Below are 26758 nucleotides of genomic sequence, written 5' to 3' on the forward strand. Positions count from 1 at the left end.
TCAATTGTTTTAACAACATAATACCAGCATAATGAAAAAAAATCGCTTATTAGCAAAATGGCTTAACAATGATTTATCTCAAGATGAATTAGCTGAATTTGAAGCAAGTCCCGATTTTGAAAAATACCAAAAAATCAAGAATTATACTACTCACTTAGAAGTAGGTGATTTGGATGAAAATGCCATGCTATCTAACATACTGAATCAGAAAAAGGCAACTCCAAAAGTAATTCCGCTACGCAAAAACTGGATGTTTCGAGCTGCCGCTGTCTTTGTGTTGGTACTCGGAATTACGTTTGTTATGAAACTTTTGATTCCTCAGACTCAAACCGCAAATTTTGGAGAGAAAACCACTTTTTCGTTACCCGATAATTCTGAAGTAGTCCTAAACTCCGGTTCTGAAATAAGGTATAAAAAATGGAACTGGACCAACAACAGACACCTTGAATTAAAAGGAGAAGCTTATTTTAAGGTGGCCAAAGGCCAACGATTTGAAGTACAGACCAGCCTGGGAAAAGTATCCGTTTTAGGAACTCAATTTAATGTTAAGGTAAGAAAAAACAAGTTTGATGTCGTTTGTTATGAAGGACGTGTAAGAGTGAATTATGCAAACACTCAAATTGTGTTAACTCACGGACAAAGCGTTAATTTTGAAAATGGCAAACAGGTAAACACCACTATAAACTCGTTAAAACCCGAATGGATTGACAATCAAATATATTTCTACCAAGAAAACATTAGAACGATACTGGACGAAGTTGAAAGACAATACAACATTACAATCGAACTAAATACAAAAGATACCACCTCTCTATTTACCGGAAAATTACCCGCTAAGGATTTAAATACAGCGATACAAATTATTAGTACAACCTATCATTTAGAGGCTAAAAAAGTCTCCAAAAATAAGATAATATTTGACGAGAAATAAATGTCATTCTCCAAACGGTTTCATTTTTTGTTTTTTATATTTTTTCTTGTCCTGAATGTTTTCTCTCAAGACAAAGGAAAAGCTGTGCCTTTTAAAAAAATTATAGCGACTATTGAAAAACAACATAAGGTAAGCTTCAATTACACAGAAGACAATATTAGCGGTCTACAACTAAATCCTCCTAAAAAATCGCTTACTTTAGATGAGAAACTACAATATCTGACAGAAAAAACGAATCTGTCGTTTGAAAACATAGAAAACCAATTTATCAATATTTATAAAAACGAAACCGAAGTCCCACTAATTTGTGGTTATGTTTTTTCTAATGACACTAAAAAACCTATTGAAAATGCCAATGTTAACCTGCTTAACAAAACTCAGGTTTCAACCGATTCCAATGGCTACTTTGAATTTAAAAAAGACTCCAAAAGCACCCTTCTGGTCAGTCATGTTGGCTTTATCACCAAAAAAATTGTAGTCAATAATTCCTCTTTCAAAAATTGCCTGCACATAACATTAGAGTCTGAAATAACAGAGCTTCAAGAAATTAAAGCCAATGCTATTTTAGCTTCAGGGATTTCAAAAAGCCCGGACGGATCTTTTGAAATTAAACCTAAGAAATTTGGTATTCTACCAGGACTTATAGAACCTGATGCTTTGCAAACCATGCAGCAAATTCCAGGTGTCAACAGTCTTGACGAAAGTGTTTCCAGCATTAACGTACGCGGTGGCACTCACGATCAGAATTTATTTTTATGGAATGGCATACGAATGTTCCAAACCGGACATTTTTTTGGCTTAATATCTGTTTTTAACCCCAATTTAGCACATACCATTTCTATTTACAAAAACGGGAGCTCTGCATTCTACGGTGAGAGTGTGTCCAGCGTTGTAGCCATTTCCTCTACTCCTGAAACAATTGAAAAAAATACTTTTAGCGCCGGAATCAATATGATAAACGCTGATGTTTACGCGAAGTACAATCTTTCCAAAAAGAGTTCTATCGAAATTTCGGCACGTAAATCGATTACCGATTTTGTAGAAACCCCAACCTATAAGGAATATTTTAATAAAGTATTTCAAAACACTACGATCACCGACTTTTCAGAAAAACAAAATATAAATTATCGCAGTGATAAAAAATTTAACTTTTATGATGCTACCTTAAAATATACGCACAAAATAGGTGCTAAAGATCAAATTGTACTCGATTTAATTACGATTAAAGACAACCTGGAAGTTTTTCAAAGTGCAACGGTATACAACATGAACAAATCGGAAAACAATGTTTTACGCCAACAAAATTATGGCGGAAATTTGTCGTGGAAAAGAAACTGGAACAACTATAATACAACCAAAATTAATGTTTATAATTCGGCTTATGAACTTTTGGCCAACCAAAAAACGACTATTGGAGATCAAATCGTGATTCAGGAGAATACGGTGAATAATAACGGAATTAATCTGGAAAACCACCATATTATCAACTCCCGATTTAGCTTTAGCGATGGCTATCAGTTCAACGAGATTGGTGTTGCTAATTTAGAACAAGTAACTAATCCAGATTTTTATCGTAAAGTAAAAGATGTACTAAAAACCCATGCGTTAATTTTAGAAGGAAAATACAACGACACACTTTCCCGAATCTATTTTAAAGCAGGGGCTCGTCTTAATTATATTGAAAAATTTAAAAAATACAATATTGAACCTCGCATTCAATTTAATTATGGCATCAACAAGAGTTTAAATTTAGAACTGCTGGCTGAGTTAAAAAGCCAAAATTCGCAGCAAATTATTGATTTGCAAAAAGATTATTTTGGTATCGAAAAAAGACGCTGGATTGTTTCGAACAATTCAACCATTCCCATTCAAAGGAGTAAACAAGTTTCTTTAAATTTATTCTACAAAAAGAACAACTGGCTACTGGATATAGAAAATTTCTACAAAAAAGTATCGGGAATTATAACCTCGAGTCAGGGTTTTCAGAATCAATTGGAATTTGTTCGAATGACTGGTGATTATGAGGTTTTTGGAACTGAAATGTTGGTTCAGAAAAAAATGAATCACTTTTTAACCTGGTTGAGTTATACATATAACCACAATAATTATTATTTCTCCAATTTTGAACCTCCAAGTTTTCCCAACAATTTTGAGGTAATGCATACGGTATCGTGGGCAGGAATTTACGAAAAGAACAATTTCAAAATAGCCCTGGGTACAAAATGGTCGTCCGGCAGACCAAAAACCTCGCCTGATTTTTCGCAAATTAATCTCTCAGATCCTGTATTGGTGTACAACAAACCAAACAATACCAATGTCCATATTTTTTCACAAGTTAACATTTCCTCTACGTACAAGTGGGAAACTACAAATGGAATTCAATACAAACTAGGTTTGTCGATTCTAAATATCCTAAACCGAAAGAATGAAATCAGTGAATATTACAGAGTAAGCTCTTTAACTAATTCTATAGAAGAAGTTGAAACTTTCTCATTGCAAAGAACTCCAAACATGAGTTTTAGAGTTTCATTCTAACCTTATTCCACAAGGTCTACCTAAAATTACTTTTTCTTTTTTTTCATAAAACAACATTTCTTTGGTAGGGTAACCTTTATCAAAGCTGTTTTACTATTGAATCTTATCAAAAAAAATAAAAAGTGACTTTAGGAAACAACTTCATCCAATACCATTTAGCGTATTTTTTCTATGACAGTTCATAGACATCAAATTCATTACGCGAATTACCTACCCAAAGCAAGTACCTCTTGCTGATATCTGGACATTATAATAAAACACTTTACTAAAGATGTAAAGCACATTTCCCACTTCATATAACCTAAATTAAAAAACCATGAAATCAAAACCATTTAAACTAGCTTTTACTGCTCTTACGGCAATCCTATTTTTTGCAGGCTGTAGCAATGACAAAGACAACGATACGATTAGTCCGGAAGCCAAAAAAGAAATTGCACTTTCCACAAGTACCACATTAGGTTCTTATCTTTCTGATAAAGATGGAAAATCTTTATATTTTTTCACAACAGACGCCAAGGGGCAAGCCTCGTGTACAGGCGGATGCGAAGCTGTGTGGCCTCCATTTTATATAGACAATTTAACTGCTGAAAAATTAAGTAGCGGATTAACACTCTCTGATTTTGCTACCATAACCACCACATCGGGTAAAAAACAGCTGACTTACAAAGGATGGCCATTGTATTACTATGCGCCAAGTGTAAACGGAACTAATACACCCGAAACTGCCGGACAAACAACAGGAGATGGTGTTGGCGGTGTTTGGTTTATAGCCAAACCGGACTATTCGATTATGTTAGTCAGAAGTCAGCTTCTGGGACATGACGGAAAAAACTACAAATCTGATTACACTGTTGGTGATGGCCTTACAACGTACTTTACAGACGCAAAAGGACTGACGCTGTATACTTTTAAGAATGATAATTTCAAGAAAAACAATTTTACAAAAGCAGATTTTTCAAACAATGCCGTTTGGCCTATCTATGAAACAGACAAAATAGTCGTTCCTTCTACTCTTGACAAATCAAAATTTTCTGTCATTACGGTATTTGGCAAATCTCAATTGGTTTACAACGGTTGGCCTTTGTATTATTTTGGTCAAGATGCTAACGTAAGAGGCGCCAATAAAGGAATTAGTTTTCCAAGTCCTGCTGTTTGGCCAGTACCCGTAAAAGATTCGCCGCTTGCGATCTAAGAAACATACTATTTCTATCCAATTCATTTATACGCTCACTTAGCCTGCTATTATTCAAGTTAGTTCAACTTTCGGTTGGGCTAACTTGATTTTTTACCTTTTCTCCAACCTTACAACAACTAAAGAGCCTAGGCCTTAAAACCTCATCCTCACACTATTACTAACCGAATTTTAAAAAATATCGTACTTTTTTTTAAAAATATCGCTTTTAAAGTAGGGTAATCCGCATTAAAGCTGTTTTACTACTGAACCCTATCAAAAAAAGAATAAAAAATGAACCCAAAAAAAATCGCATTTGCAATTACAGCCTTGTTAGTATTGATTTCGACAGGCCTCTATTTTTATTACGGTTTTCTCTTCAAGGAAGCACGCAATATAGAATCTGAAATACCTGAGTTTAGCATAACAACAGCAAAATTGCTTGATGATTATAACTCAAATACAGAAAAAGCAGATTCATTATATCTCAATAAAACGATAGAAATAACCGGAAAAGTAACCAAAGAAACCGATTCTGCCGTGATACTTGAAAACAACATTTTTTGCCTGTTAACCCAAAAAACAAAAGACAAATTATTGAACAGTAAAGTAACCGTTAAAGGCAAATGCATTGGCTTTGATGAATTATTTCAAGAAGTCAAACTAGACCAATGCACCATTAATCAATAAATCAATTCCTCCATTTATGAAAAAAATTTTAGTCCCAATCTGCTTCTTCCTGGCTACTATAGCCTATTCGCAAGATGATTTACTAAACAGCCTTGACTCTGCTCAGGTACAAAAAAACTTTTCTACAGCAACGTTTAAAGCCTTGCAGCTGGTGACCTTACAGACCACAAAAATGCCTGCAAAAAAAGAGTTCTATTTTGTAGTCTCACACCGTTTTGGCACTGTTAAAGATGGTTTTGACAGTTTTTTTGGCCTTGATAATGCCACCACAAAACTTGGCGGTATTTATGGTGTTACCGATTGGCTATCCGTAAGCCTGTCCAGACATACCTTAAATAAATTATATGAAACAGGAGTGAAATACCGAATGATGAGACAAAGCGACAGCTTTCCTTTAGACATTGTTAGCTACAGTGTTGCGGATATCAATACATTTTTGGAAAAAGATCAATATCCTGGTTTAGAATTTAAGCACCGTATGACTTATGTACAACAATTACTAATATCTAGAAAAGTTAGCGAAAAACTATCCTTAGAACTAGTACCCTCATTTGTGCATAGAAATCTTTACAATCCAGACTTAGAAAGAGACAACCAATTTTCTTTTGGCGGTGGCGGACGTTACAAAATCACTAAAAGATTGTCTGTCAATTTAGAATACATGCACAATTTTAATAAACCTAATTTTTATGAAAACCCACTGTCCGTTGGTCTCGATGTCGAAACCGGAGGGCATGTATTTCAATTAATTTTCACCAATTCACAAGCTATGAGCGAAAGCGGATACCTTACTAATGCCGCCGGAAACTGGGGGAAAGGAGATTTCTTTTTCGGATTTAACTTATACAGAGTATTTTAATAACTATAAACAAGCAAACCATGAAAAAAACATTAGCATTTACAATTTTAGCAGCTGCACTAACATTTACAAGCTGCAGTGATTCTGATACTTACCAAGATATAGAAACTCCTCCGGTTACAGATAATCCTACTCCGGGACCTGAAACACCAACCACTGCAATTAGTTATTCTAAAAATGTAAAAGCAATTATTGATGCCAATTGCGTAGGCTGTCATCAAAGCGGAAGATCTGCAGGTTTCAGACCATTGACCACTTATGCCGAAGTAAAAACAGCCACTGAAGGTGCCGGTTTACTGAACCGAATTCAACTACAAAACGGTCAGCAAGGAATTATGCCTCAGGCAGGAAGAATGTCTCAGACCAATATCGATTTGATTGTGAAATGGAATACAGACGGACTAAAAGAAAATTAATTATTATGAAAAAATCGTTTCTTAATTTCTTTATAGTACTGTTGACTATTTTGATAAACACAGATGGATTTGCACAAAAAGTAATCACAAAAACAGGTACTATAAAATTTCAGGCTACTATGCCTACCTATGAAGAAGTTGCTGCTGAAAATAAAAGCGTGTCTGCAATTTTGGATCAATCTACAGGAGATTTCGCAGCTCTGGCTCTGATAAAAGGTTTCCGATTTAAGGTTGCTTTAATGGAGGAACATTTCAACGAAAATTATATGGAGTCTGAAAAGTTTTCAAAAGCAACTTTAAAAGGCAAATTAGAAGATTTTGACAGTTCTAAAATTACCAATACCCCTAAAAATTTTACCCTAAAAGGCGATCTTACCATTCATGGAAAAACAAAACCTATAACAGTAAGCATCAAAATATCCAAAGCAGCCAATGGTCTTAGTACCGTAGGTTCATTTGAAGTCAAACCTGAAGATTTTGATATCGAAATACCAAATCTAGTCAGAAAGAAAATTGCCGACAAAATTAAGATTAGTTACAATTTTTTATTAGTTAAATAATCCATTGTAAAAGATCAGGCTTAATTGGTAAGTAGAATTCCCCAATTCAACATTAACCAGCCCAATCACTTTTTACTTTAAAAGATTATTAAACATGACTATTGATTAGAGGTCAGTTTCATACTTAGCTGGCCTCTTCTTCTATTAACCTAAAAAATTTCAAATGATCTGCAAAAATTATATTGTTACAGGCGAGGACGTAAACGATCTCATGGTCATGGAGAAGACCGCATACAACTCCTATACACAACGATTACTCTACCGTTTTTTATTTCAAAATGGATTTTCAAGAGAAAAGCTAAATTCTTTACAACTCGATTTACAAGAAGGAAAATATGCACTGGTCTGTTATAAAAACCTAATGTTTACGGAACATTTTTTTGTTGAGATGAAATATTGCTTCATGAATGACAAAATCAATATTAAAAGTTCCTTTTTTAATTCTAAAAACGAATGCTGCGCTGAGCTCATTAAAGAAGTAGAATGGTTTGATTCTATTCGTAAAGAAGTCATCACTGCACCCAAAAAGATTCTAAAGCATTTTAATGCGAGTAACCCCGTAAAATTCCGGAATCCATAAAAATCTGGCTCATTACTTCTGAGTCGCTATTATTCTGCTTTTAATATTATATGAATTTAAAAATCAAAGGCTTGAAAACTCAATATCAGTCCGTTTTTCTACTTTTTTGATACTCGTTTAAAACAACACCTAAACCCATTAAAAAGAAAAATACGCCAAGACCACCCAAAAGCATTGGGTCTACAATGTAACCGTGAATCCCATCAATCTCCGCTTTATTCGGATTAGTTGGATCATACAAAACCTTAACAGAACTTCCTTCCATGTAATTCGGAAGAGAAGACCCTACAGTAGAAGTGAAATCTATTGGCTCCCCTGATTTTGTAACAAATGAAACATGGGGATAATAGAGTGATCCATTCTTGTTGCCAGCAAGAGGTATCGATTCGATAACTGTACCGTAAACAATACTTGCCTTTTCAATAAAATTTAATTTCTGTTGAAAAAGACAAAATGCCCCCACTAATAGAGTCAAACCGGGTATAAAACACACATAAATAACAGCACGAATTAGTCTTTTATTCATAATTTATTTTTGTTATTAAAATTAATGGTTATGTCACATTGCCCTGAAGGTTATTACTAATTGTTTTATCAGAAATGACCATAGATTCATTCTCACTAATTCAACATCTTATTTGTATACCACCAATATGGATCAACAAGAAAACCTGTGGATTTATAAAATTAGGCATACGTATTAGTAAGTCTAAAAAGAATCAGGTTCAAAAGCTGTGGAGTGATAAAAATAGTATTCTCTTTACTGTAAATCACTTTAGGAATGAAAGTAGCAGCCTTTTGCAATTTTTTAAAAATTTACATTTTTCTAAAATTTCTTAATTGCAAAAATAATAATTTACAGCTTACCCCATAATAGACAAGTATTTAGAATCTGTTGCTCTGAAAGAGCTTTAGCAATAACATGGTACGAAGTGCCATGAATACTAATGAGTGCTTCTTTAAGCTCTGTAAGAGCGAAAGCATACCCCAAAAGCACCTATCTTATTTTATGACATTTCCGAAAGTTAGCAACTTTTAATCAAGATCTTATGCTTTATTTATGACTGCTTATGCCCCTTCAGGGCATTATGATTCATTATCTAAATTTATAGTGCGTTGCACTATTTTTATGCTTTTAGGCTTTCAGCCCTTTTTAAACATTTTAAATATTTAAGTTTCATCATTTTTAGATTACCCCTTGATCCCATGCAGATCGAGAAAAAAACCAATCTAACACATCATAAAAAAAGGATTCGAACCTTCGACCGTCCCGATAAAAATCGGGATGCACTATCAAGCTCAGCTATCCACGAAAACTATATAAAACAAAAAAACCACTCGATTAGAGTGGCTTTTTGTGAACGCAGAAGGATTCGAACCTTCGACCGTCCCGATAAAAATCGGGATGCACTATCAAGCTCAGTTATCCACGAAAACTGTATAAAAACAAAAAAGCCACTCGATTAGAGTGGCTTTTTGTGAACGCAGAAGGATTCGAACCTTCGACCGCCTGCTTAGAAGGCAGGTGCTCTATCCAGCTGAGCTATGCGTCCATTTTCATTAAACTTCCGACAAAGTTCTTGTCGGGGTGGCAGGATTCGAACCTGCGGCCTCCTGCTCCCAAAGCAGGCGCGATAACCGGGCTACGCTACACCCCGAGGCAAAATCTAAGCGGAGAGACAGGGACTCGAACCCTGGCGACGGTTACCCGTCGACAGATTAGCAATCTGCTCCATTACCGCTCTGGCACCTCTCCAAGCTCAAGAAACGTGTTCTGTTTTGCGGTTGCAAAGGTATAACAACATTCCATATCTCACAACTATTTTGAAGCTTTTTTTTAAGTTTTTTCAATCTTTTTTTCAAAACACTTCACAATCAAATAAATAGAATTAACTAAAAATTCACATTAAATTTAAAATTCAATCGAATTGAGACAAAATTTGAATTTATTTAAATAAAGAGTAAATTTGCTTGATTAACTAATATTAACAGAAAATGAACAAAAGAGTTGTTATCGTTTCTGCCGTTAGAACACCTATCGGAAGTTTCATGGGAGGTTTATCTACTGTACCTGCCCCTAAATTAGGTGCTGCCGCAATAAAAGGCGCACTTCAAAAAATTAACCTTGACCCAAAATTAGTTGATGAAGTATTTATGGGTAATGTGGTACAGGCCGGAGTTGGTCAGGCACCAGCACGTCAGGCTGCACTTTTTGCAGGCTTATCTGAAGAGGTTGCTGCTACCACTGTAAACAAAGTTTGTGCTTCAGGAATGAAAGCTGTTATGTTCGCCGCACAGGCTATCGCTTGTGGTGATGCCGAAATCGTAGTAGCCGGAGGAATGGAAAACATGAGCTTGATTCCACATTATGTACAGATGCGTAACGGAACTAAATTTGGTCCGGCTTCTATGCTTGACGGAATGCAGAAAGATGGTTTGACAGATGCTTACGATAACAACGCAATGGGAGTTTGCGCTGATTTATGTGCATCTGAATACAACATCAGCCGTGAAGAACAGGATAATTTTGCGATTCAGTCTTACGAAAGAAGTGCAAAAGCCTGGGATGCCGGAAAATTTGATAATGAAATTGTACCAGTAGAGGTTCCACAAAGACGTGGTGAACCTATTATCGTTTCAAAAGACGAGGAATACACCAATGTAAAACTGGATAAGATCCCTACACTGGGAGCTGTTTTCACTAAAGACGGGACAGTTACTGCTGCCAATGCTTCTACCATAAACGACGGAGCAGCTGCTTTGGTTTTAATGTCTGAAGAAAAAGCAGCTTCCTTAGGATTAAAACCTTTGGCTTACATAAAAGGATACGCTGATGCTGCTCAGGAGCCAAAATGGTTTACCACCAGCCCGGCAAAAGCATTACCGAAAGCTTTAGACAAAGCCGGAATCTCAGTAAGTGATGTTGATTATTTTGAATTCAACGAAGCATTTGCAGTGGTTGGATTAGCCAATTCAAAAATTCTTAATCTTGACAACGATAAAGTAAACGTAAACGGTGGAGCTGTTTCCTTAGGCCATCCTCTAGGATGCTCGGGAGCAAGAATCATCGTAACTTTGCTAAGTGTTTTAGAGCAAAACAATGCCAAAACCGGAGCTGCAGCAATTTGCAACGGCGGTGGAGGTGCTTCGGCAATTGTTATCGAGAGAGCTTAATACTATTCTGTTAGGAGTTATTTGTTTTCCAGATAACTCCTAATTTTTAACTTATAAATTACCTTAAATGTTCGGAATTTGCAATTTAGCCATAGTACCCGTACGAGCTGAGCCAAGTGACAGAAGTGAAATCGTTACTCAACTTTTGTTTGGTGAACATATCGAGATTTTGGAACGTCAAAATCAATGGGCCCGAATAAGAATTCAGTATGACGACTATGAAGGCTGGGTAGATTCGAAACAATACCAGGTTATTTCGGAAGCAAATTTTAAACAATTAAGCAATGATGCTATCATCTTAAATGCTGACTTGATTGATTACATCACTTCTGCCAACAATTTATTACTACCCATTCCGCTTGGCGCTTCTTTGTCTTTTTTAAATAACAGTGAAATCAATATCTCCAATTTTGATTTTGAAGGAACCAAAACCAGCGGTATCAAACCTAAGAGCGCTATCATAAGTACTGCATTTATGTATTTGAACGCCCCTTATCTTTGGGGAGGTAAAACTCCTTTTGGAATTGACTGTTCGGGTTTCACTCAAATGGTTTACAAATTAAACGGCTATAAAATTCATCGTGACGCCTCACAACAGGCTCTTGACGGAGAACCCCTGAGTTTTATCGAAGAAAGCGAAGCCGGCGACCTGGCCTTTTTTGATAACGACGAAGGAAACATTACACATGTTGGTATTATCATGGACAATAATTACATCATTCATGCCAGCGGTAAAGTTCGCATTGATCGTTTGGATCACTTAGGAATCTACAATCCCGAAACAAACAAACACACTCACAAATTGCGTGTAATTAAGAAGATCATCTAACTCTACCCTTGCAAATCGGGATTTTTTTCTTCGAACTTTGATATGAACAACAAAATTGTTGTATCTTTATAGCAAAATAGTTGTATCATGGAAAAGATAAAACAAAATACAGAACCTTTTGATACTAAGAGAAGCATTCGAAATGCTTCCGGGAAAGTAATTTCTATTAAAAGATCAACTCTAAGTTCTGACGGGAAAGAATACAGCTGGAGCAACAAAATGGAACGCGTTGGAGTTATCCGATCCGGTATTCCTTATGATTCCATTGAAGTCATTAGCAGGCGACTAAACAACCCTGTAAAATCTATGCTGGCAATTGTGGGAATTCCTCAAACCACTTACAATAAGAAAAAAAGCGAGCATTTACTTTTAGACAGCAGAGACAGTGAATTGGTTATTTTAATCAATGAACTGATCGATTACGGCCTGGAAGTTTTCAATAATGAAGAAGAAAAATTCCAAAGGTGGCTTAAAAAGCCTAATTTATCTATTGGCGGAAGCACTCCTGAGAACATGCTGGACACTGTAACCGGAATTAACGAGGTGAAATTTAGTTTAAACCGATTAGAGTACGGAAACTTAGCTTAATGAAGGTTTTTAGAATCGAAAGAGAAAAATACCTGTCCTCTACTTTAGCAGGAATCGGAGCCTCGATGTCTGAAGGTTTCCGATGGAACAGCCTCAACACCCGTATGGTTTACACAGCCGAAAGTCGTGCATTAGCTACGCTTGAAGTATCAGTTCATTTAGATTTAAGCGAAGATTTACCTTTGGATCGATTTTATGTGGAGATCGAAATCCCGGATGAAATCACCATTCAGGAAGTTCGACTGGAAGATTTACCGGAAGACTGGAATTCCAAACCTCCAATCCTGATAACACAAACGATTGGCGACGATTTTATTGATTACAATGAAGCTGCTATTTTAAAAGTTCCTAGCTGTATAGTACCGCAGGAATTCAATTACCTCATAAATCCGGCTCATCCGGACAGTAAGAAAATTAAGGTTGTCAGCACTACCAAAATGAATTTTGATTCTAGATTTCAAAACAAACACTAATTTCACGAATTCACACGAATTAAAATCTTTCTAATCCATCTAATCTGTGGCAAAAAAAATTAGTACCAATTAGTGTAATTCCTATTGAAACACCAATTTCACGAATTAGCACGAAGTAAAAATCTATTTAATCGCTCCAATCTGTGGCAAAAAAATTAGCACAAACTAGCGTAATTCCTATTGAAACACCAATTTCACGAAGTAGCACGAAGTGAAAATCTATTTAATCGTTCCAATCTGTGGCAAAAAAATTAGTACAAACTAGTGTAATTCCTATTGAAGCACCAATTTCACGAAGTAGCACGAAGTAAAAATCTATTTAATCGCTCCAATCTGTGGCAAAAAATTAGTACCAATTAGTGTAATTCCTATTGAAACACCAATTTCACGAAGTAGCACGAAATAAAAATCTATTTAATCGCTCCAATCTGTGGCAAAAAAATTAGCACAAACTAGTGTAATTCCTATTGAAGCACCAATTTCACGAATTCACACGAAGTAAAATCTTTCTAATCCATCTAATCTGTGGCAAAAAATTAGTACCAATTAGTGTAATTCCTATTGAAACACCAATTTCACGAATTAGCACGAAGTAAAAATCTATTTAATCGCTCCAATCTGTGGCAAAAAAATTAGCACAAACTAGTGTAATTCCTATTGAAGCACCAATTTCACGAATTCACACGAAGTAAAATCTTTCTAATCCATCTAATCTGTGGCAAAAAAATTAGTACCAATTAGTGTAATTCCTATTGAAACACTAATTTCACGAATTCACACGAATTAAAATCTTTCTAATCCATCTAATCTGTGGCAAAAAATTAGTACCAATTAGTGTAATTCCTATTGAAGCACCAATTTCACGAAGTAGCACGAAGTAAAAATCTATTTAATCGTTCCAATCTGTGGCAAAAAATTAGTGACAATTAGTGTAATTCGTGTTTAGGCACTGATCCTGATTGTTTTTCTAAACTCGGAAGGGCTATTTCCTTTTTGTTTCTTAAAGAATTTATTGAAATGGCTTTCATCTGTAAAACCAAATTCATACGCTATTTCATTGATTCGTTTATCACTGAATTGCAAACGATGTTCAATCAATTTTGTTTTATAATTACTAATATACTGCTGCATGGTTTCATTTGCATGCTTCTTGAAGTAACGTCCTAAATAGGTACTTGAAATTCCGAAAAAATCACTAATCGATTCTGCCTTGATTTTCTCAGGATAATAAATATTGTTTTGGATGTACTGCAAGATATCCATCGCTTTAGCTTCGCAGCCTATGTTCACCTGCTCCGGCAGATACTTCGCAATGTTACGGGCAACGACAATAATAAGAGTGTTTACCAATTGCTGAATCAATTCCTGATTGTAAACATCTTTATCTTCATACTCTCGAATGATTGCCTCTACCATAACTTTTACGAGACATTTATCGGCAACATTTTTTAAAATACAGCCCGGCTGATGATTCGCATTTTGCAGAATATATTCTAAACGCTGAATGTTTTCGTTCTGCAGACTAGAGTTTTTTAGATAAATATCATTAAACCTCAAAAAGAAAAAATTTGTTTTGGTCTCAATGGTAAAATTATGACAGTCTTCAGGTGTCAGCAAAAATAAATGTCCCTCATCGTATTCAAAAACATTTTTATTGATGCATTGCAAACCAGTTCCTTTCAAAACATAAACCAATTCAAAAAAGTTATGACGATCTCCCACATCCGGATATACATCTAAAGTCTCAAAAGAAACACTAAACGGTTCGTATAAATTTTCTTTTTTCATTTTGTCTGTTATTTATTGCGGTTGCAAATATACCTGAAAAACACAAATATATACCACTTAAAACAATTAAAAATGGTATAATTTTGTCAAGTGATTTTTTAGCATCTTTTCTAAGAAGTTAAAAAAAAACATGCTTCAATCTATTACCATAATTTATACACAAACAAAATTTACAAGAATATTTACAAAATGAAGAAAATTTTTATTATCAACGGCGGGCAAAACTTTGCGCATTCAGGTGGAAAACTCAATCAAACCATTACAGACTGGACTATAGAATATTTTACAACCAGCAATAAATATGAAGTAAGAACCACTCACGTTCAGGACGAAATTGATCTTGAAGAAGAAGTCGAAAAATTCGTATGGGCTGATTTAGTGATTTACCATACGCCAATTTGGTGGTTTCACCTACCCAATCTTTTTAAAAAATATATTGATGATGTTTTTAGTGAAGGTCACGAGAAAGGAATTTACCAAAATGACGGCAGAACAAGAACAAATCCCGATCTTAATTATGGTACAGGCGGACTTTTGCACGGGCGAAAATACATGCTTACCACTACCTGGAATGCTCCTGCAGCGGCCTTCACGCTTCCGGGAGAATTTTTCGAAGAAACTACGGTAGACGAAGGGGTTATGTTTGGTTTCCATAAAATGAATCAATTTGTAGGAATGGAAAAACTGGATGGTTTTCATTTTCATGATGTAGAAAAAGGCGCTACTGAAGAAAATATTGGTATCTTTAAACAAAACTATACCAACCATTTAAAACAAATCTTTAAAACTATATGATTATGATTTCAATCACTGCTATTTTAAAAAGTAAACCGGAAAATACAGCTCAAATCAAAAACATGTTAAACCATTTGGTTACTGAGACCAGAAAAGAAGAGGCTTGCATTCGATATGATCTGCATCACAGCGAGAATGTTTTTATTATTTGGGAAGAATGGAAAGACCAGCCAGGCCTTGATATTCATAACAATCAGCAGTATCTGCAGGATTTTATTAAACAAAGTGAAGGTTTAATCTCCTCGCCCATTCAGGTTTACAAAACAGTACAAATATTATAATCAAAGTTAGCAATGAGAGCACTTTTAACGACTACTTACGAATCTGATTTTGTAAGTACTGAAATAGAAAAACCGACTCCAAAAGAAGGAGAGGTTTTAATCAAAATTCATGCAAGTGGTGTTAATCCTATCGATAACAAAATTCGTATTGGGGTTTCACCCTATGCCTCACCTGTTTTGCCAGCGGTATTAGGAACTGATCTTGCCGGTGTTGTTGAAGCAGTTGGAAAGAATGTTACCGATTTTAAAGTTGGTGATGAAGTCTACGGGCTCGCCGGAGGTGTTTTGGGACTTCAGGGAACATTAGCAGAATACACTGCTGTTGACGCCGATTTACTGGCCATAAAACCAAAAAACCTGACTATGAAAGAGGCAGCAGCAGTTCCATTGGTACTGCTTACGGCTTGGGAAGGTTTAATTGACAGAGCAAAAGTAAAAAAAGGAGATCAGGTTTTGGTTCATGCCGGAGCCGGAGGTGTTGGGCACATGGTGATACAGCTTGCCCGCATTTTTGGTGCTGATGTTTATGCGACTGTTTCTCCTCAAAAAGCAGCCATCGTTGAATCATACGGAGCAACTCCAATTGATTATAAGACAGTAAAAGCTGAAGATTATGTAAAGCAATTTACAGGCGGAAAAGGTTTTGACATTATTTACGATACGGTTGGAGGTCAATCTTTGGATGATTCTTTTGCTGCTATCCGCCATTACGGCCAGATTGCCAGTTGTTATGCTTTTGGAACACATGCGCTGGCGACAGGATCACTTCGATCTGCAAGTTTACATGGTGTTTTTGTTTTACACCCGATGATTAGTGGTGAAGGCAGAAAACATCATGGAGATATTTTAAAAGAAGCTGCAAAATTTATCGAAGAAGGGAAATTAAAACCTCTTATCGATCCCAGAAGCTTTACTTTAGATACTGCTATGGAAGCTCATAAAGCGGTTAGTGATAATACTTCTGTTGGAAAAATTGTAGTGGATATCGCTTAGTTTCAAAATCTGATCCTTTTTAGGTGCGGGTCAGTTTTCTGATAAATCATTAAATAAAAAAGAGACTGTATCCCAACGGACACAGTCTCTCTCTTTTTATAGCAGCCTAAATTACTGTTTTATGATTTTTTGGGTGAAAGTTTTCTTCGCTGAAGAAGTTACATTAAGAAAATATACTCCTCTTGTTTTCCCCGATAAATTAATTGTTTTTTCAGTGTTGTTTCCTCCGGCAAAAGTTTCGGTATGAATCATTTTTCCTTCTGCGCTATGAACGGTAACCGTATAATTGTCGGCCGTAGATGGTGTTACCACATGAAAAACATTAGTGGAAGGATTTGGATATACCTGAACCCCTTTCAGATTGTTTATTTCTCTTGGTTTCGTTACCGCCAAATTAGGGCCGTTATCAATTTTTAAATTATCAAACCAGATTCTGGTTCCAAAACCTGAAGTGTTTTTAAATTTAATTAAAACATTTTTTTGCTGTTTTACGATACTCAGATCAATTTTTTCGGCTCTCCAATCGGAATCTTTGGTTGGAATCCAATCGTTCGTTTCATTTGTTTCGGTTGTTGCAGGATTGTCCTGAATTGGAGGTGAAACCGTTTGCAACTGTATTTGATTTTTAGAATATACATTCGTCCAGGTAACTCCACAATCTGAAGATACAAGAATATCAATCTTGTCGGGCGCTGGCTCAGGGTCATATACGCTTAAATACTGCGTATAAGCCAGATCAAAATACAAGTAAGGTGTTGCTGCGGAAGAAAAATCAACTGCTTTTAAAATTAGTTCATCAACCTTAGCGGTTGGGTTATCGGCATTATTAATTACCAGACAGGACAGATCTCCTTTGCCCACATCCGAACGTTTTTCCCATGTAATGGCATCCTCACCCGGATTAATGATTTCCCAATCCTGAATCGGAAAACTTTCCTCAAAATTTTCCAAGAATGGAAGACTGTTTTTACTTTTGACCACTACAACACCGGTTTTTGTCACCGTAGATCCCGTTCCATTTGCATTAGAAGCTGTCAAAGTCACATTGTAAGTTCCCGGACTATCATAAACTACAGCAGGATGTTTGCTTGTTGAAAAAGAAGGTGTCCCTCCCGGGAATGACCATACCCAGGCAGTAGGTTCTCCGGTTGAGTTGTCTTTAAATGCAATCGGAAGATCACTGCACTGCCTTTCATTTTTAATCAAAAATTCTGAAAACGGAGTTTCTTTGCTATCAAAATTGAATTTCAAATTATCAATCCAAATTCTCGCTCCATACCCGGAAGTATTTTTAAATTTAAATAAAACATTTGGTTCTCCTTTAAAATCAGAAAGAATCACTCGTTCGGTTCTCCAATGTGAATCTGAAGTTGGAATCCAGTTGTTTGCATCGTTGCTGACAAATGTTTCCAATTCAGTGTGCGTTTTTTTATAAACACTTTCCCAGGTTACACCACAATCTTTTGAAACCAGGACTTCAAGAACGTCCGGACTCACAGCATCAAACTTGGCATAAGCAACATCAAATGAAAAATCGGTTATTCCAACCGATAGATCTGCCGGTTTCAGAATGATTTCATCTACTTCATCTACTTTCTCATTATCAGCATTATTCATTACCATACAAGATGTAGAATTATGCCCTACTCCTGTACGCTGTTCCCAGGCTAATTTGTTATCGGGGTTAATAATTTCCCAGTCTGCAGGCGGAAAAGAACCTTCAAAACCTTCAATAAAAGAAGTTTTATAAGGATCAACAATAGTTATAAAATTGTTTCTGGTAAGTGTTGTCCCTATGCCTTTTGCATTTTTAGTAGTCAGTGTTACAGCATAAGATCCCGACACCTCATAGACTACTGTTGGATTCTGATCTGTAGAACTTGAAGGTGTCCCTCCGGGAAACGACCAATTCCATGAGGTAGGATTTCCTGTTGAAACATCTACAAATGGAGCTGTGATACTGGTACAGCGTGTATCTCTCATACTGGATGCAAAATCAGAAACCGGAGTAGCGACCTGATTAACAGCAACATTTACATTATCGATCCAAATTCGCGTTCCATAACCTGATACGTTCACAAAACGAATAGAAACATTGCTGTTCCCGATATAAGCAGTAAGATCGACTACTTCTTTTCGCCAATTGGCATCTGTAACCGGTATCCAATTATTGGCCTGTGCGGTAGGAACGGATGTGGTTTCTAATAATGTGTGTGTTTTCGAATAAACATCATTCCAGGTCTGTCCGCAATCTGTCGAGACCTGTACTTTTAAAACATCAGGGCTTACATCATCAAACTTGGTATAAGCCACATCAAAATACATTTGACTGTTTTGTCCGGCCGTAAAATCAAAATAAGGCAATCTGATATAATCCAAAGTTCCCAATACCGAATTATCAGCATTGTTCATGATCATGCACGAACTGTCATAATGCCCCACTCCTTTACGCTTTTCCCAACCAAGCCCTTTGTCCGGATTTGTAATTTCCCACCCCGAAGGCGGAAAAGCACCTGCAAAACTTTCCGTATAATTTGCATTTGATTTTTGATCTACTTCGATATAATTGGATACTTCTTTCGTATTTGTTCCTTGTGAGTTGGCTACTTTTAAAGTTACTTTATACTTTCCCGATGTGTTATAAGTCACCACCGGATTTTGATCTGTAGAGGTTGCCGGAGTTCCTCCTTCGAATGTCCAAACTCTTGAATTGGGCAATCCTAAAGAAACATCTTTAAAAACAATACTTTTACCTGCACAAATAGCGGTGGTACTACTGTTAAAATTAGCCGTCGGATTGCTTTCAATAACCCCTACTGCACTAAGATTAGCGGGCTCCCATAATACCCCTCTTGGATATTTAGCAACCGTTTTGTCTTCTAACCAATAGGTCATTGCATTCGTCTGATCGCGGGTATACATATTCTGACAATTGGTATTATAGTCCATGTGATTTTCGGCATTGGCATAAACTCCACAGCTGTTTAGTACGTTTCTGGTACAGCCTTCGGCAACTTTCGTAGGAGGAGTATCGGCCATCCCGTCGTTTACCGGATCACAATCGTCCTGAAAAGTGTGTTTCAATCCAAAATAATGGCCAAACTCATGTGTCATTACCTTTGCAAAAGTAGCACTCGCGTGAGATCCGCAGGTACTCCCAATGTATCTGTGATTGAAAGCCACACGCGGTATGGCATCCTGAATGGGTAAAAAAGCATGTCCTGAACCAGTAGGCCCCTGCCCCGTATTGGGTTCATCCACCACCAAAACATCCAGATAATACCTGTTGTTTTTACCATACCAGATGTAGTCATAAATTTTAGCATCATAGCCGTCTGAAACATGTGCCTCGGGATGCCAGTCTAAACCCGGAATTTCTAAAGGATTGCCCTCCGGATCTACGGTTGCCAAGACAAACTGAATGTTCAGTTTACTTTTAACAGCGTCAAAACGAGGATCGGTTGTAGCATACTCCGGAAACAAACCATTAAAATCCTTATTTACCGTTAGCAGCGCATCGTCTATTCGGCATTTCATCTGCTCTTTGGTAAAAACATTATTAATATTAGTTCCGTCGGCCAGAATGTGAAACACGACCGGAACCATATAAGGAACAGTAGCGGCTTTCTTTGTATTCCCTTTTTTCCAGGTTTTAATTTTAGAAAGCGATTTCATAAATGCGGTCTCTTCCTTTTGGGATAATTGGGTTCCACAACCAATTGGGTTCTGGTTTTGCCCAAAAGAAATGCAGCATTGAAGCAGAAAAACTGCAGCAATAAAGTAGTTTTTTTTCAAAATAATGGTCTTTTTGTTAATTGTTATTCCAAATATAAAATCAACAGATAATTTGTTAAAAAGATTAATTTTTAAAACAAATAAATCTTTAATTATTCATATTTGATAGTTTTTTTTTTATAAAATTATTTAATTAACAACTGAAAAAAAGATATTATCTTATTGTAAAATAATTGTATGTTATCTAGTTTTTATTGTTTCGACCAATCCAAAAAAGAAAAAACATCATTCTAAAAATGTGTTTTTCACACAATTCAGAACTATTTTGAAAAAGAAGTAAAAGAACTCTTTCAGCATCCGAATACATTATCTTAAAAACTAAGAAAAAAACTACTATTGCAGTACTGAATTTAGAATCGCCTGAATGAGCCAGATTTATGCTACTTTAGACACAAAATCACTCTAATCTCCAAAACAAAGATTCCTAATATCTTAATTTCTTTGTTTTTTTTAAATATATTCTTCCTGAAAATTCATAAAATTTAGTAGCAAAAAAAACCTCCATTTTAAATATCTTAGCAGAATATTACCATCCTAAATAAAATCAACAAAAAATGGCTGAGCAATCTTCAATCCAGTGCCCCAATTGCGGCACACCAATCGATGTAAATGATGTTTTGAAACATCAATTGGAAGATAGTATCCGTAAAGAATTTCAACAAAAAGCCAGTGCTCAGTCCAAAGAGCTGGAACTTAAAAACGAGCAATTCGAAAAAGCAAAAGCTGAATTTGAGGCCAAGAAAAAACAGGAAAATGAACTTTTTGCCGAAAGACTGGAACGCGAGAGAAAAATAGCCGAAAAAGAAATTTCTCAGAAATTAAAAACCAAACTCGAAGAAGAAAACAAAGATCGTTTGCTTCTAATGGAAAAAGAGCTTTCGGAGAAATCAGAGAAACTTCGCGAACTGAACAAAATGGAAGGTGAAATTGCGAAACTTCAACGTGAAAAACTCGAAATGAAGGAGGCTATCGAAACGGAAGCGCAAAAACAGCTTAACGCTACTTTGATTCTGGAACGTGACAAAATCCGAAAACAAGAAGAGGAAAAAAACGAACTAAAAATAAAAGAATACCAAAAACAGTCTGATGATCAGAAAAAGCTGATTGAGGAAATGAAACGCAAGCAGGAACAAGGCTCCATGCAATTGCAGGGTGAAGTCATGGAACTTGCGATTGAGGAATGGCTGGCCAGTAATTTTCCGTTAGACACTATCGACGAAGTAAAAAAGGGAGCCAATGGAGCCGACTGTCTTCAGGTTGTAAATACCCGAGAAGTACAAAATTGTGGTTCTATTTATTATGAAAGTAAGCGTACTAAAGCTTTCCAGCCTGCATGGATTGAGAAATTCAAGAATGATATCCGAACCAAAAAGGCCAATATTGGTGTTTTGGTCACTGAGGTGATGCCTGCCGGAATGGATCGTATGGGTATGCGCGATGGGATATGGATTTGTACTTATGAAGAATTTAAAGGACTAAGTGCTGTTTTACGTCAATCTCTCATACAAGTTAGCCAGGCCGTTCAGGCACAGGAGAACAAAGGAGATAAAATGTCGATGCTCTATGATTTTTTAACCAGCAATGAATTCCGCTTACAGGTAGAAGGAATTGTAGAGGGTTTTACGCAAATGCAAAGTGATTTGGAATCTGAAAAAAGAGCCATGCAGCGTATTTGGAAACAACGCGAAAAGCAAATTGAAAAAGTAGTGCACAATACGCTGGGAATGTACGGCTCGATTCGTGGTATTGCCGGAAATGCAGTTCAGACTGTACGAGCTTTAGAACTTGATTTTATTGAAGACGAAGAAGAACCGAAAACAAAAGAACTGGAATAATACCGATTGTATATACAATATAATCCAATTGCATTGTGCTGTTTTCCTATTACATCGGCATTATATCAGAAAAAATCGGACTGAAATAGAAGTAAAATCGATATAATTACACAGCCTGTGTATTTTTTACCCTTTTCGGATATTATATAAAAACAATTTGCCATTCCAATCAGCGAATTTTCCTGAACAATACTGTTTATATCAGCATTAATCTTTGGAAATTCATCGCAATCGGAATGGCAAATTTAATTTTTATTTATAAAACAGAATTTAGTCTACTTTTCTAAAAACCAATAATTTCCCATCAGGATTAGAAAGTGTCAATCGTAAATTTTCAATTGAATAAGTAGTTGTTTTTTGCAATGTTTCTACAAATTCACCTTCTTTATTCGCCGGCATACAAGCCATCAAAGTCGAAATTACATCAGAGAATCTCAACAATCCTTTTTCGAAGAAAATTTTTCCTCCAATATTATTACAGCCTCCAAATCCTGAAAATCTATTTTCGGCTGAGTAAATTTCAATACGTGGCATTTCTTTTTGAAAGTCAGAAGAAGTCAATTTTCTTCCATTCAACTCCTCTAATACCCAGATATCGTGCAAGCGATAATCCGTAATATACTGACCACAACCGTTTAATGTTTTACCATTCATTTCTACTTTAACCGTGTAAGGCGAAACGGCACCTGACATTGAATCCGTACATTCGAATTGCTGAACAGTAATAGTAGCCTCTGTTTTTCCGCTTTTTACTCTATACATTTTTACATTAGCATCCATTGCTTTTATTGGTTCAACGGCATCAAAACTAATGGACTCCATTCCTTCTATCAATGATGTAAAAACAATTTTATCTTTTCCAAATTTCAATCCCCAAAATGGTTCATTTCCAGTAGCTTTAAAATAAACATTTAGTTCTTCTTCTTCTGAAGTGGTTTGAGAAGTGGTTTCTTTCGTGTTTGTTTTTTTAACTGCAACCGACTTACAACTTAAGATCACAGACATTAGGGCGCATAGTAAAAGTACTTTTTTCATATCATTAAATTTTTTATTATGACTTCACACTAGAAAAAACCGAGCCAAAAATCAATACTGCCCGTTTTTTATGATTTTTTTAAGCAGAACCCAGTATTAAAATTAAGACAAATAATACAATTACTAAAATAAACTTAAAAACTAAAAATACTGCCAAACACTACCCCTTTATAATGCGAAGTAAAACAAATACACCTCTCGCATTGTCGAAAAAATTTACCAAACAACTAATTTCTGTATCTTTGAACTCTATTATTTTACTAAAAAAATGAATACACCTTTTCAAAAAGCCGGCCAGTTGATTGATGCTGAGAACGCTCAGGATCCTAATATCGAAATCGATCAAAATAGAGAGTATCCAAAAGAATTATTGTATTCTGATCGAATGTATAAACGATTGATGCAGTTTAAACCTGAAGCTTCAGAAGCTGTTCAAATTGCCTCAAAAGCACAACACATCTGCCGATGGAAAGTGGCACGCGAATCGTATCCAATGGATCGTGTCGGATATTTGAAATGGCGGGAAGAACTTAAAAAATTTCACGCAAAAACCACAGCCGCAATTCTGGAAAAAGCAGGCTATAATTCTGAATTTATCGATCGGGTTTCCTTTTTAATTGAAAAGAAGCTTCTAAAAAAAGATGCCGAAACACAACTGTTGGAAGATGTAATTTGTTTGGTTTTCTTAGAATATTATCTGGATCCGTTTGTGCACAAACACGATGAAGAGAAACTCAAAAACATCATTAAGAAGACCTGGGATAAAATGTCTGACAAAGGACATCAGGAAGCCTTGAAGATTAGTTATACTGAAGAAAACTTAAATCTGATAAAAGCCTCTTTAGGTCTTTAACTTCATTTTAAATTAAGGTAAATTCCTTTCGGTATCTTCTGCATAATTCTTCATTCCTATTACGTATATTTGCTTAGTCAATTTAGACCAATATACGTAGGGTCTTGAAGTAACAATTAAATAAATAATGAGTAAAACGATTCGGGTAGTCCTCGCGGATAATCATGTTTTTGTAAGGGACGGAATAAAATCTTTGTTGGAAAACGAAGTAAACATAGAAGTTGTAGGCGAAGCTACAGATGGGATCGATACGCTCGAAGCTGTTGCAGCAAGTGAGCCAGACTTACTTATACTAGACATACGCATGCCGCATTTAACCGGTATTGAAGTAGTAGAAAAACTTAGAAGTGAAAATAATAAGGTTAAGATTATTATACTTACCACACATGAATCTGAAGAATATGTACTAGGTGCATTGAAAGCAGGTGCCGAAGGATATTTACTAAAAGATTCCAGCAAAGAAGAATTTTTAAAAGCCTTACATACCGTTTTAAACGGAGGAAAATATTACAGCGGTGATGTTTCCGGAATTTTGATTCATCACTTTGTGCATTGTACTGTTTCATTAGGGCGTAAACAAGCTTTAGCCGAAGAAATCACGATTACCAAGAGAGAAAAAGAAATTCTGTCTCTTTTATTATCCGGAAAAGGAAATAAGGAAATTGGCGAAACCCTTAAAATCAGTAAGCGTACTGCCGAAGTTCATCGCTTTAATTTGATGAAAAAACTAAAAGTAAAAAACCTGATGGAGCTTTCAAACAAAGCAACAGAGTATTCTTTGCTATAAAAATTACGTACAATTACGTAATCTATTTGCTAAAAATCGTGATATGCAATCGGCCCTCTTTCGAAATGAAAGTGGGCTTTTTTTTTGCTATTCAAACTTCCCAATCACACCTTTTTAATTAGTATATTTGAGAGGGTCTTTTCCAAGACAGGAAAATCAGCTTATGAAAATTATAGCGTGGAATTGTAATATGGCATTCAGAAAAAAAGCAGCATTCCTTGACGCTTACAAAGCTGATATTGCTGTTATTTCAGAATGTGAAAATCCTGAAAATCTAAAGTTCAGTCCCGGAACAATATTACCAAACGACATGCTTTGGTACGGAACCAATCCGCACAAGGGACTTGGTGTTTTCTCCTATAGTAATTACAGGTTTAAATTATTAGACTGTCATAATCCTCTTTTCAAAAACATTTTACCCATAGCAGTAACCGACGGGGAGATCGATTTTACTTTGTTTGCCATTTGGGCCAATAATCCTCAGGACAAAGACGGACAATATGTAACTCAGGTATGGAAAGCGATTCATTATTATGAAGATCTGATCACCGAAAATAGAACCATTTTAACGGGAGATTTCAACAGCAACACGATTTGGGATAAACCCCGAAGAGAAGCCAATCATACCTCCGTTGTAAATAAACTGGGCGAACAACAAATTTTTAGTGCCTATCACAAATACTTCAATCAAATACAAGGTAAAGAAGAGCATCCTACTTTATATCTTTACCGGCATGAAAACAAACCCTACCACCTTGACTACTGCTTTGCCTCACAAGATTTCATGAAAGTTTTAAAAAGTGTGGAAGTGGGCACTTATCGCGATTGGATGATGTACAGCGATCATATTCCTTTAATCATTAATTTCAATATATAAATCATGACCAACACCTGGACCGAACGGTGGAACGACCGTTACAGCGCCGAAGAATTTGCTTACGGCACCGCACCCAACAATTATTTAAAAGAATCATTAGAAAAACAAGACCCCGGAACGATTCTTTTTCCCGCTGAGGGAGAAGGTCGAAATGCCGTTTATGCAGCTAAACTGGGCTGGACAGTTTCAGCATTTGATATTAGTTCGGAAGGCAAAAACAAAGCCCTTAAACTTGCCGAATCCGAAAATGTCATTCTGGATTATCAGGTTGGAGAACTCGAAACCTTAGAATATCAGCCGGGGCAATTCGATGCTATTGCTTTAATTTATGCACACTTTCCCGCAGAAATTAAATCGTCAATTCATAAAACACTTGATCAATACCTGCGCAAAGGCGGCTGTATCATTTTTGAAGCTTTCAGTAAAAAACATTTAGACTATCTCGCCATAAATGATAAAGTTGGCGGACCAAAAGATATTGCTTCTCTGTTTTCAATGGAAGAAATCCAATCTGATTTTCCCAATTATGAGATCGTCACACTGGAAGAAAAAGAAATTGAACTCAATGAGGGCCTTTTTCATAACGGAAAAGGTTCCGTAATCCGATTTATCGGAAAGAAAAAGTAATTCGTTATACAAACATTTGTAGAGACGCTGCAATGCGTCTCTACACCACACCTCTCCACCCTCAACCAAATGTGTTCTGCCCTCTCCGATCACAACTGAAAAATATCTAAAACAATATTCCGAATAAGAAGCTGTTTCCAGCTGTTCGTTGTATCTTTTGTCCCGAACCCCGGTACAAAAGGATGTCACTACCATCTGGGCTAGTGAGCTCAGTGTACAGTGCACAGTTTACAGTTTACAGTGTACAGTTTACAGTGCACAGTTTGCATTTCACATTTCACATTTC

The 26758-nt window shown here is 36.1% G+C and carries 24 protein-coding genes and 3 tRNA genes; 20 read left to right on the forward strand and 7 right to left on the reverse strand.

All coding sequences use genetic code 11. The annotated features are described in order from the left end of the window. Nucleotides 1-31 precede the first annotated feature (31 nt). From LNQ34_RS00425 to LNQ34_RS00460, 8 genes are all read left to right on the forward strand, one after another. Nucleotides 32-931, forward strand: coding sequence for a FecR family protein (locus LNQ34_RS00425; RefSeq protein ID WP_229998308.1), 900 nt, complete (start codon nucleotides 32-34; stop codon nucleotides 929-931). Nucleotides 932-958: 27 nt separating this feature from the next. Then, entirely contained in the window at nucleotides 959-3466 is a 2508-nt protein-coding gene (locus LNQ34_RS00430) for a TonB-dependent receptor (protein ID WP_229998309.1), read from the forward strand. A gap of 316 nt (nucleotides 3467-3782) precedes the next feature. Beyond that, entirely contained in the window at nucleotides 3783-4658 is an 876-nt protein-coding gene (locus LNQ34_RS00435; protein ID WP_229998310.1) for a COG4315 family predicted lipoprotein, read from the forward strand. A gap of 273 nt (nucleotides 4659-4931) precedes the next feature. Then, complete coding sequence (locus LNQ34_RS00440) at nucleotides 4932-5327, forward strand: OB-fold putative lipoprotein (protein WP_229998311.1); 396 nt, start codon at nucleotides 4932-4934, stop codon at nucleotides 5325-5327. 16 nt (nucleotides 5328-5343) lie between these two features. Further along, entirely contained in the window at nucleotides 5344-6186 is an 843-nt protein-coding gene (locus LNQ34_RS00445) for a DUF5777 family beta-barrel protein (RefSeq protein WP_229998312.1), read from the forward strand. A gap of 20 nt (nucleotides 6187-6206) precedes the next feature. Next, nucleotides 6207-6602, forward strand: coding sequence for a c-type cytochrome (locus LNQ34_RS00450; RefSeq protein WP_229998313.1), 396 nt, complete (start codon nucleotides 6207-6209; stop codon nucleotides 6600-6602). Between the two features lie 5 nt (nucleotides 6603-6607). Beyond that, nucleotides 6608-7162 (forward strand): YceI family protein, encoded by a 555-nt coding sequence (locus LNQ34_RS00455; RefSeq protein ID WP_229998314.1) that lies wholly within the window; start codon nucleotides 6608-6610, stop codon nucleotides 7160-7162. Nucleotides 7163-7325: 163 nt separating this feature from the next. Beyond that, entirely contained in the window at nucleotides 7326-7742 is a 417-nt protein-coding gene (locus LNQ34_RS00460; protein WP_229998315.1) for a hypothetical protein, read from the forward strand. 85 nt (nucleotides 7743-7827) lie between these two features. On the opposite strand, the gene LNQ34_RS00465 is transcribed toward LNQ34_RS00460, so the two are convergent. The 4 genes from LNQ34_RS00465 to LNQ34_RS00480 form a co-directional block, all read right to left on the reverse strand. Next, nucleotides 7828-8268, reverse strand: a complete 441-nt coding sequence (locus LNQ34_RS00465; RefSeq protein WP_229998316.1) for a DUF3592 domain-containing protein — start codon at nucleotides 8266-8268, stop codon at nucleotides 7828-7830. 953 nt (nucleotides 8269-9221) lie between these two features. Beyond that, nucleotides 9222-9295: transfer RNA gene (locus LNQ34_RS00470), tRNA-Arg, on the reverse strand. A gap of 30 nt (nucleotides 9296-9325) precedes the next feature. Then, nucleotides 9326-9400: transfer RNA gene (locus LNQ34_RS00475), tRNA-Pro, on the reverse strand. Between the two features lie 14 nt (nucleotides 9401-9414). Next, nucleotides 9415-9498: transfer RNA gene (locus LNQ34_RS00480), tRNA-Ser, on the reverse strand. A gap of 239 nt (nucleotides 9499-9737) precedes the next feature. Between LNQ34_RS00480 and LNQ34_RS00485 the strand changes: the two genes are divergently transcribed. The 4 genes from LNQ34_RS00485 to LNQ34_RS00500 all read left to right on the forward strand — a co-directional run bounded on the left by LNQ34_RS00485 (nucleotide 9738) and on the right by LNQ34_RS00500 (nucleotide 12806). Continuing rightward, nucleotides 9738-10916, forward strand: coding sequence for an acetyl-CoA C-acyltransferase (locus tag LNQ34_RS00485; RefSeq protein ID WP_202704470.1), 1179 nt, complete (start codon nucleotides 9738-9740; stop codon nucleotides 10914-10916). A gap of 67 nt (nucleotides 10917-10983) precedes the next feature. Next, the gene (locus LNQ34_RS00490) at nucleotides 10984-11745 is read left to right on the forward strand and encodes a C40 family peptidase (RefSeq protein ID WP_202704469.1); all 762 of its coding nucleotides are present in this window, start codon (nucleotides 10984-10986) and stop codon (nucleotides 11743-11745) included. Between the two features lie 87 nt (nucleotides 11746-11832). Beyond that, nucleotides 11833-12333: a type II RES/Xre toxin-antitoxin system antitoxin gene (gene parS / locus LNQ34_RS00495; protein WP_017495965.1), complete on the forward strand. Its 501-nt coding sequence runs from the start codon at nucleotides 11833-11835 to the stop codon at nucleotides 12331-12333. Further along, complete coding sequence (locus LNQ34_RS00500) at nucleotides 12333-12806, forward strand: RES family NAD+ phosphorylase (RefSeq protein WP_202704467.1); 474 nt, start codon at nucleotides 12333-12335, stop codon at nucleotides 12804-12806. Before parS ends, LNQ34_RS00500 begins: the two co-directional genes overlap by 1 nt. A gap of 942 nt (nucleotides 12807-13748) precedes the next feature. Here the strand turns inward: LNQ34_RS00500 and LNQ34_RS00505 are convergent. Further along, nucleotides 13749-14594 carry an AraC family transcriptional regulator gene (locus LNQ34_RS00505; protein WP_202704472.1) on the reverse strand — a complete coding sequence of 282 codons (846 nt, stop codon included), beginning with the start codon at nucleotides 14592-14594 and terminating at the stop codon, nucleotides 13749-13751. Between the two features lie 189 nt (nucleotides 14595-14783). Between LNQ34_RS00505 and LNQ34_RS00510 the strand changes: the two genes are divergently transcribed. The 3 genes from LNQ34_RS00510 to LNQ34_RS00520 are packed head-to-tail and all read left to right on the forward strand — an operon-like array spanning nucleotide 14784 to nucleotide 16663. Beyond that, nucleotides 14784-15389 (forward strand): NAD(P)H-dependent oxidoreductase, encoded by a 606-nt coding sequence (locus LNQ34_RS00510; RefSeq protein ID WP_202704473.1) that lies wholly within the window; start codon nucleotides 14784-14786, stop codon nucleotides 15387-15389. A 2-nt stretch (nucleotides 15390-15391) separates the two neighbouring features. Continuing rightward, on the forward strand, nucleotides 15392-15670 hold the full coding sequence (locus LNQ34_RS00515; protein WP_202704474.1) for a putative quinol monooxygenase: 279 nt from the start codon (nucleotides 15392-15394) through the stop codon (nucleotides 15668-15670). A gap of 12 nt (nucleotides 15671-15682) precedes the next feature. Beyond that, on the forward strand, nucleotides 15683-16663 hold the full coding sequence (locus tag LNQ34_RS00520) for a zinc-dependent alcohol dehydrogenase family protein (protein WP_229998317.1): 981 nt from the start codon (nucleotides 15683-15685) through the stop codon (nucleotides 16661-16663). 111 nt (nucleotides 16664-16774) lie between these two features. Here LNQ34_RS00520 and LNQ34_RS00525 read toward each other — a convergent pair whose 3' ends face one another. Further along, on the reverse strand, nucleotides 16775-20458 hold the full coding sequence (locus LNQ34_RS00525) for a PKD domain-containing protein (protein ID WP_229998318.1): 3684 nt from the start codon (nucleotides 20456-20458) through the stop codon (nucleotides 16775-16777). 554 nt (nucleotides 20459-21012) lie between these two features. Here LNQ34_RS00525 and LNQ34_RS00530 point away from each other — a divergent pair. Next, complete coding sequence (locus LNQ34_RS00530; RefSeq protein WP_017495971.1) at nucleotides 21013-22293, forward strand: DUF2130 domain-containing protein; 1281 nt, start codon at nucleotides 21013-21015, stop codon at nucleotides 22291-22293. A 270-nt stretch (nucleotides 22294-22563) separates the two neighbouring features. On the opposite strand, the gene LNQ34_RS00535 is transcribed toward LNQ34_RS00530, so the two are convergent. After that, nucleotides 22564-23328 (reverse strand): META domain-containing protein, encoded by a 765-nt coding sequence (locus LNQ34_RS00535; RefSeq protein ID WP_229998319.1) that lies wholly within the window; start codon nucleotides 23326-23328, stop codon nucleotides 22564-22566. A 268-nt stretch (nucleotides 23329-23596) separates the two neighbouring features. On the opposite strand from LNQ34_RS00535, the gene LNQ34_RS00540 reads away from it, so the two are divergent. The 4 genes from LNQ34_RS00540 (at nucleotide 23597) to LNQ34_RS00555 (ending at nucleotide 26472) form a co-directional block, all read left to right on the forward strand. Then, entirely contained in the window at nucleotides 23597-24181 is a 585-nt protein-coding gene (locus LNQ34_RS00540) for a DUF4202 domain-containing protein (protein ID WP_202703355.1), read from the forward strand. A 127-nt stretch (nucleotides 24182-24308) separates the two neighbouring features. Next, the gene (locus LNQ34_RS00545) at nucleotides 24309-24968 is read left to right on the forward strand and encodes a response regulator transcription factor (RefSeq protein ID WP_026109934.1); all 660 of its coding nucleotides are present in this window, start codon (nucleotides 24309-24311) and stop codon (nucleotides 24966-24968) included. Nucleotides 24969-25131: 163 nt separating this feature from the next. Further along, a complete protein-coding gene (locus LNQ34_RS00550) occupies nucleotides 25132-25845 on the forward strand; it encodes an endonuclease/exonuclease/phosphatase family protein (RefSeq protein WP_229998320.1) in 714 nt (237 codons plus the stop codon). A 3-nt stretch (nucleotides 25846-25848) separates the two neighbouring features. Then, complete coding sequence (locus tag LNQ34_RS00555) at nucleotides 25849-26472, forward strand: class I SAM-dependent methyltransferase (protein ID WP_202703357.1); 624 nt, start codon at nucleotides 25849-25851, stop codon at nucleotides 26470-26472. Nucleotides 26473-26758 lie beyond the last annotated feature (286 nt).

The organism is Flavobacterium lipolyticum (assembly GCF_020905335.1).
Taxonomy (GTDB): domain Bacteria; phylum Bacteroidota; class Bacteroidia; order Flavobacteriales; family Flavobacteriaceae; genus Flavobacterium; species Flavobacterium lipolyticum.

Coding starts and splice junctions, on each gene's coding strand:
- LNQ34_RS00440 (WP_229998311.1), top strand. CDS start 4,932: ATGAACCCAAAAAAAATCGCATTTGCAATTACAGCCTTGTTAGTATTG.
- LNQ34_RS00540 (WP_202703355.1), top strand. CDS start 23,597: ATGAATACACCTTTTCAAAAAGCCGGCCAGTTGATTGATGCTGAGAAC.
- LNQ34_RS00510 (WP_202704473.1), top strand. CDS start 14,784: ATGAAGAAAATTTTTATTATCAACGGCGGGCAAAACTTTGCGCATTCA.
- LNQ34_RS00455 (WP_229998314.1), top strand. CDS start 6,608: ATGAAAAAATCGTTTCTTAATTTCTTTATAGTACTGTTGACTATTTTG.
- LNQ34_RS00545 (WP_026109934.1), top strand. CDS start 24,309: ATGAGTAAAACGATTCGGGTAGTCCTCGCGGATAATCATGTTTTTGTA.
- LNQ34_RS00465 (WP_229998316.1), bottom strand. CDS start 8,268: ATGAATAAAAGACTAATTCGTGCTGTTATTTATGTGTGTTTTATACCC.
- LNQ34_RS00490 (WP_202704469.1), top strand. CDS start 10,984: ATGTTCGGAATTTGCAATTTAGCCATAGTACCCGTACGAGCTGAGCCA.
- LNQ34_RS00445 (WP_229998312.1), top strand. CDS start 5,344: ATGAAAAAAATTTTAGTCCCAATCTGCTTCTTCCTGGCTACTATAGCC.
- LNQ34_RS00550 (WP_229998320.1), top strand. CDS start 25,132: ATGAAAATTATAGCGTGGAATTGTAATATGGCATTCAGAAAAAAAGCA.
- LNQ34_RS00435 (WP_229998310.1), top strand. CDS start 3,783: ATGAAATCAAAACCATTTAAACTAGCTTTTACTGCTCTTACGGCAATC.
- LNQ34_RS00460 (WP_229998315.1), top strand. CDS start 7,326: ATGATCTGCAAAAATTATATTGTTACAGGCGAGGACGTAAACGATCTC.
- LNQ34_RS00515 (WP_202704474.1), top strand. CDS start 15,392: ATGATTTCAATCACTGCTATTTTAAAAAGTAAACCGGAAAATACAGCT.
- LNQ34_RS00450 (WP_229998313.1), top strand. CDS start 6,207: ATGAAAAAAACATTAGCATTTACAATTTTAGCAGCTGCACTAACATTT.
- parS (WP_017495965.1), top strand. CDS start 11,833: ATGGAAAAGATAAAACAAAATACAGAACCTTTTGATACTAAGAGAAGC.
- LNQ34_RS00555 (WP_202703357.1), top strand. CDS start 25,849: ATGACCAACACCTGGACCGAACGGTGGAACGACCGTTACAGCGCCGAA.
- LNQ34_RS00505 (WP_202704472.1), bottom strand. CDS start 14,594: ATGAAAAAAGAAAATTTATACGAACCGTTTAGTGTTTCTTTTGAGACT.
- LNQ34_RS00485 (WP_202704470.1), top strand. CDS start 9,738: ATGAACAAAAGAGTTGTTATCGTTTCTGCCGTTAGAACACCTATCGGA.
- LNQ34_RS00500 (WP_202704467.1), top strand. CDS start 12,333: ATGAAGGTTTTTAGAATCGAAAGAGAAAAATACCTGTCCTCTACTTTA.
- LNQ34_RS00425 (WP_229998308.1), top strand. CDS start 32: ATGAAAAAAAATCGCTTATTAGCAAAATGGCTTAACAATGATTTATCT.
- LNQ34_RS00535 (WP_229998319.1), bottom strand. CDS start 23,328: ATGAAAAAAGTACTTTTACTATGCGCCCTAATGTCTGTGATCTTAAGT.
- LNQ34_RS00520 (WP_229998317.1), top strand. CDS start 15,683: ATGAGAGCACTTTTAACGACTACTTACGAATCTGATTTTGTAAGTACT.
- LNQ34_RS00530 (WP_017495971.1), top strand. CDS start 21,013: ATGGCTGAGCAATCTTCAATCCAGTGCCCCAATTGCGGCACACCAATC.